Origin of the sequence: Kineococcus indalonis (genome assembly GCF_009906395.1) — a bacterium.
GTDB classification, from domain to species: domain Bacteria; phylum Actinomycetota; class Actinomycetes; order Actinomycetales; family Kineococcaceae; genus Kineococcus; species Kineococcus indalonis.
The window spans coordinates 1-4519 of the sequence record NZ_JAAALM010000207.1; the positions used below are offsets into that span (position 1 = coordinate 1).

Consider the following 4519-nt stretch of genomic DNA (forward strand, 5'->3'; position numbering starts at 1 on the left):
GTGCTCATCGACGACGAGGGTAGGCAGCGCGCGGCCCCGTCGCGGCGCCCGCGGTGCGGGCGGCACCCGCACGGGCGAACCGGCTGCTCCGCCCGGGTGCCGCCCCGCCGCCCCGCGGGCCCCTCAGCGCGCGCGCCGGCGCGCCGAGATCACCCCGGTGTCGAACCCGGCCAGGTGCAGGCCGCCGTGGAAGCGGGCGTGCTCGATCTTCAGGCAGCGGTTCATCACCACGGTGGTGCCCGCCTCGTGCCCGCGCCGGGCCACCTCGTCGTCCGACAGGCCCAGCTGCAGCCACAGCACCGGCGCCCCCACGGCCAGGGTCTCGTCGAGCACCGCGCCCAGCTCGCTGGGGCGGCGGAAGACGTCCACGACGTCGGGCACCCCGGGCAGGTCGGCCAGCGAGGCGAACGCGGGCCGGCCCAGCACCTCGCGCTCGTGGGGGTTGACGAACCACACCTCGTAGTCCGAGCTCGCCAGCAGGTAGGTGCCCACGAAGTACGACGCGCGCGAGGGCTTGTTGGAGGCGCCCAGCACCGCCACGGTGCGGGCCCGGCGCAGGATCGACAGCCGCTGCCCCGGGGTGGGGGGCGTCCAGCCGCCCGCGTCGCGCACGGGCGGGGCGTCCTGGGCGCCGGTGGACGGCGCGGCCGGCGCCTGCGGGTCCGCGGCGAGGGTGCCGGTGTCGCCGACGGCGCCCGCGGGCGCGTCGTGCCCGCCGCTCACCGCGCACCGCCCTTCGTGGCCGCGGTCAGCGCCTGGTCCAGGTCCCACAGCACGTCCTCCACGTCCTCCAGCCCGACGCTGATGCGCACCAGGTCCTCGGGCACGCCCGCGGCCTCCAGCTGCGCGGGCGAGAGCTGCTGGTGGGTGGTGGAGGCCGGGTGCAGCACCAGGGTGCGCGCGTCGCCGATGTTGGCCAGGTGCGAGCACAGCTGGCAGCTCTCGATGAACCGCTCGCCGGCCGCGCGCCCGCCCGCGACGCCGAAGGAGAACACCGCCCCGGGGCCCTCGGGCAGGTAGCGCCGGGCGCGCTCGAAGTGCGGGTGCGAGGGCAGGCCGGAGTAGCGCACCCAGCTGACGCGCTCGTCGGCCTCCAGCCACTGCGCCACGCGCCGGGCGTTGGCGACGTGCTCGCGCATGCGCTGCGGCAGCGTCTCCACGCCCAGGAGCAGCAGGAACGCCGAGTGCGGCGAGAGGGTGGCGCCGATGTCGCGCAGCTGCTCGCTGCGCAGCTTGGTGAGGAAGCCGTACTCGGCGAAGTTGCCCCACCAGCTCAGCCCGCCGTAGCTGGCGACCGGCTCGGTCATGGCGGGGAAGCGGCCGTTGTCCCACGGGAAGGTGCCGGCGTCGACGACGACGCCGCCCAGGGTGGTGCCGTGCCCGCCGAGGAACTTCGTGGCCGAGTGGATCACGATGTCCGCGCCGTGCTCGATGGGCCGGCACAGGTAGGGGGTGGCGGTGGTGGCGTCCACGACCAGCGGGACGCCCGCCGCGTGCGCGACGTCGGCCAGCGCCCGCACGTCCGCCACGACGGTGGAGGGGTTGGCCACCAGCTCGGTGAACACGAACCGCGTCTTCTCGGTGATCGCCGCGCGCACCGCGTCCGGCTCGGGCTCGACGAAGACGGTGTCCACCCCGAAGCGGCGCAGCGTCACGTCCAGCTGCGTCACGGTGCCGCCGTAGAGGTTGTTCGAGGCGACGATCTGGTCGCCGGCTCCGGCCAGCGCCGCGAAGGTGAGGAACTCCGCGGACTGCCCGGAGCTGCACGCCACCGCCCCCAGGCCGCCCTCCAGGGAGGCCATGCGCTCCTCCAGGGCCGCCACGGTGGGGTTGGAGATGCGGCTGTAGATGTTGCCGTACTTCTGCAGCGCGAAGAGGTTGGCCGCGTCGGCGGCGTCCTCGAAGACGAAGCTCGTGGTCTGGAAGATCGGCACGGCCCGCGCGCCCGTGGTCGGCTCCGGCACGGCGCCGGCGTGCACGGCGCGGGTGCGGAAGCCCCAGGTCCGGTCGCTGGCGGCGGCGCCGCCGCGCCCCTCGTCCGGGCGCCGGTCCCGCTGCTGCTCGTCGCTCACGGGGCGATCCTGCCACCCGCGCCCACCGGGGGGTGTCCCCGCCCGCGCCTACACTCGCCGCGTGCCAGGCCTCATCCACCCCGACGACCTGCGCGCGGTCAAGGAGCGCGTCCGCATCGACGAGGTGGTCGCCGAGCAGGTGACCCTGCGCCCCGGCGGCGTGGGCTCCTTCAAGGGCCTGTGCCCCTTCCACGACGAGCGCACCCCCAGCTTCACGGTGCGCCCCGCGGTGGGGCGCTGGCACTGCTTCGGCTGCGGCGAGGGCGGCGACGCCATCGAGTTCGTCATGCGCATCGACGGCACCTCCTTCGCCGAGGCCGTCGAGCGCCTGGCCGAGCGCGCCGGCGTGCAGCTGCGCCACGTCGACGACGGCGGCCGCCCCGGGCGCCGCCCGGCCGGCGCCGGCGCCGCGGGCCAGCGCCAGCGGCTGCTGGAGGCGCACCGGCTGGCGGAGGCCTTCTACGCCGAGCAGCTGGAGCAGCCCGGCCCCGCCGAGGCCGCCCGCCGCTTCCTGGCCGAGCGCGGCTTCAGCCGCGAGGCCGCGGCCCGCTTCGGGGTGGGCTTCGCGCCCGCCGGGGGCGAGGCGCTGCTGCGCCACCTGCGGGCGAAGGGCGTCACCGAGGAGGAGCTGACCACCTCCGGCCTGGCCGGGCAGGGCGCGCGGGGGCTGTACGACCGCTTCCGCGGGCGCCTGGTGTGGCCGATCCGCGACGTCAGCGGCCACACCGTCGCCTTCGGCGCCCGGCGCCTGTTCGACGACGACCGCGTCGAGGCCAAGTACCTCAACTCCCCGGAGACGCCGCTCTACAAGAAGTCGCAGGCCCTGTACGGCCTGGACCTCGCCAAGCGCGACATCGCCCGCACCAAGCAGGTCGTCGTCGTGGAGGGCTACACCGACGTGATGGCCTGCCACCTGGCCGGGGTGACCACCGCGGTCGCCACCTGCGGCACCGCCTTCGGCGAGGAGCACGCCCGCGTCGTGCAGCGCATGCTCGGCGACGCCCGCGGCGCGGCGGAGGTGGTCTTCACCTTCGACGGCGACGCGGCCGGGCAGAAGGCGGCGCTGCGCGCCTTCGAGCTGGACCAGCGCTTCACGGCGCAGACCTACGTGGCGGTGGAGCCGTCCGGGCAGGACCCGTGCGACCTGCGCCTGTCCGCCGGCGACGCCGCCGTGGCCGCCCTGGTCGCCGGGCGGGTGCCGCTGTTCGAGTTCGCCATCCGCTCGACGATCTCCCGCTACGACCTGGGCAGCGACCCGGGCCGGCTCGCGGCGCTGGACGCGGCCGCCCCGATCGTGGCGAGCATCCGCGACAGCGGCCTGCGCCAGCGCTACGCGGTCAACCTGGACCGCTGGACGGGCTTCCTGGACGAGCGCTTCGTGCTGGACCGGGTCCGCCGCCACGCCGGCGACCAGCCCGGCGCCCCCGAGCGCTCCGCCGCCCCCGCGCGCCGCGGGGCGCCGGGCGGGCCGGGCCCGGCGGCGCCCCCGTCGCCCTCGTCGCCCTCGTCGTCCGGACCGCCCGTGCCGTCCTCCTCGCCGGCCGGCGACGCCGTGGTGCAGCTGGAGCGGTGGGTCCTGGCGTGCGTGCTGCAGGCGCCGTGGGTGGCGGCCGAGGAGTTCACCGAGCTGGCCGGGGACGCCTTCGGCCTGCCGCTGCACCGCGCCGTGCACGACGCCGTCACCGCCGCCGGGGGCCCGCTGGAGGCGCCGCAGGGGCCGGGCTGGGTCGAGGCGGTGCTCGGCTACGCCGACGGGCCCGTGGCCGCGCTCGTGCAGGAGCTGGCCGTGACCGACCTGCCGGTGCGCGACGAGGAGGAGCTGGAGCGCTGGGGCCGCTCGCTGGTGGCGACCCTGGCGGGGCAGGCGGCCACCCGCGCGGTCGCCGACGTCAAGCGCCGGCTGTGGAGCATCGACGCCGGCGCCCGGCCGGAGGAGTACCGGGCCGCCTCGGCGGAGCTGTTCCGGCTGGAGGCGGCCCGCCGCGCCTGGCAGGAGCGCGTCCAGGGCGTCTGAGGCCGGGGCGCGCGGGTCGGGCGCGGGCGGCGGCCCGCGCTGCCGCGCAACCCGCTCCGGGCCCGGCGCCCGTGCGCGAGCACCCGTGGGGGTTTGGTACGGTTGACGTGCTGTCGCCGGGGGTTCACCCGGTGGTGGTCCCGCATAGCTCAATTGGCAGAGCAGCCGGCTGTTAACCGGCAGGTTGTTGGTTCGAGTCCAACTGCGGGAGCTTCCCTGAGGGGGCGTGCGCACGCACGCCCCCTCCGTCGTCCCCGGGTCCGCTCCGGCTGGGAGGTCCCCGTGCCCGCTCGCCGCACCGGAGCCCTCGCGGCGATCCTCGCGCCCCTGCTGCTGCTCGTGCTGGCCCTGCTCGCCTGGCGCGCCCTGAGCGGCGGCACCGGCGGCACCGGTGGCACCGGCACCGGTGCCGCCGGTGCCGCCGCTCAGGGCG

3 protein-coding genes and 1 tRNA gene are annotated in these 4519 nt (G+C 76.9%); 2 read left to right on the forward strand and 2 right to left on the reverse strand.

All coding sequences use genetic code 11. The features are described from left to right. Positions 1-123: 123 nt before the first annotated feature. Together GTR00_RS11410 and GTR00_RS11415 are read right to left on the reverse strand one after the other, a co-directional pair. Positions 124-723 carry a CoA-binding protein gene (locus GTR00_RS11410; RefSeq protein ID WP_323132409.1) on the reverse strand — a complete coding sequence of 200 codons (600 nt, stop codon included), beginning with the start codon at positions 721-723 and terminating at the stop codon, positions 124-126. After that, on the reverse strand, positions 720-2072 hold the full coding sequence (locus GTR00_RS11415; protein WP_166611746.1) for an O-acetylhomoserine aminocarboxypropyltransferase/cysteine synthase family protein: 1353 nt from the start codon (positions 2070-2072) through the stop codon (positions 720-722). The genes GTR00_RS11410 and GTR00_RS11415 overlap by 4 nt, the downstream gene beginning before the upstream one ends. A 61-nt stretch (positions 2073-2133) precedes the next feature. On the opposite strand from GTR00_RS11415, the gene dnaG reads away from it, so the two are divergent. Then, a complete protein-coding gene (dnaG, locus tag GTR00_RS11420; RefSeq protein WP_166611747.1) occupies positions 2134-4086 on the forward strand; it encodes a DNA primase in 1953 nt (650 codons plus the stop codon). A gap of 138 nt (positions 4087-4224) precedes the next feature. After that, a tRNA-Asn gene (locus tag GTR00_RS11425) sits at positions 4225-4297 on the forward strand. Positions 4298-4519: the final 222 nt, after the last annotated feature.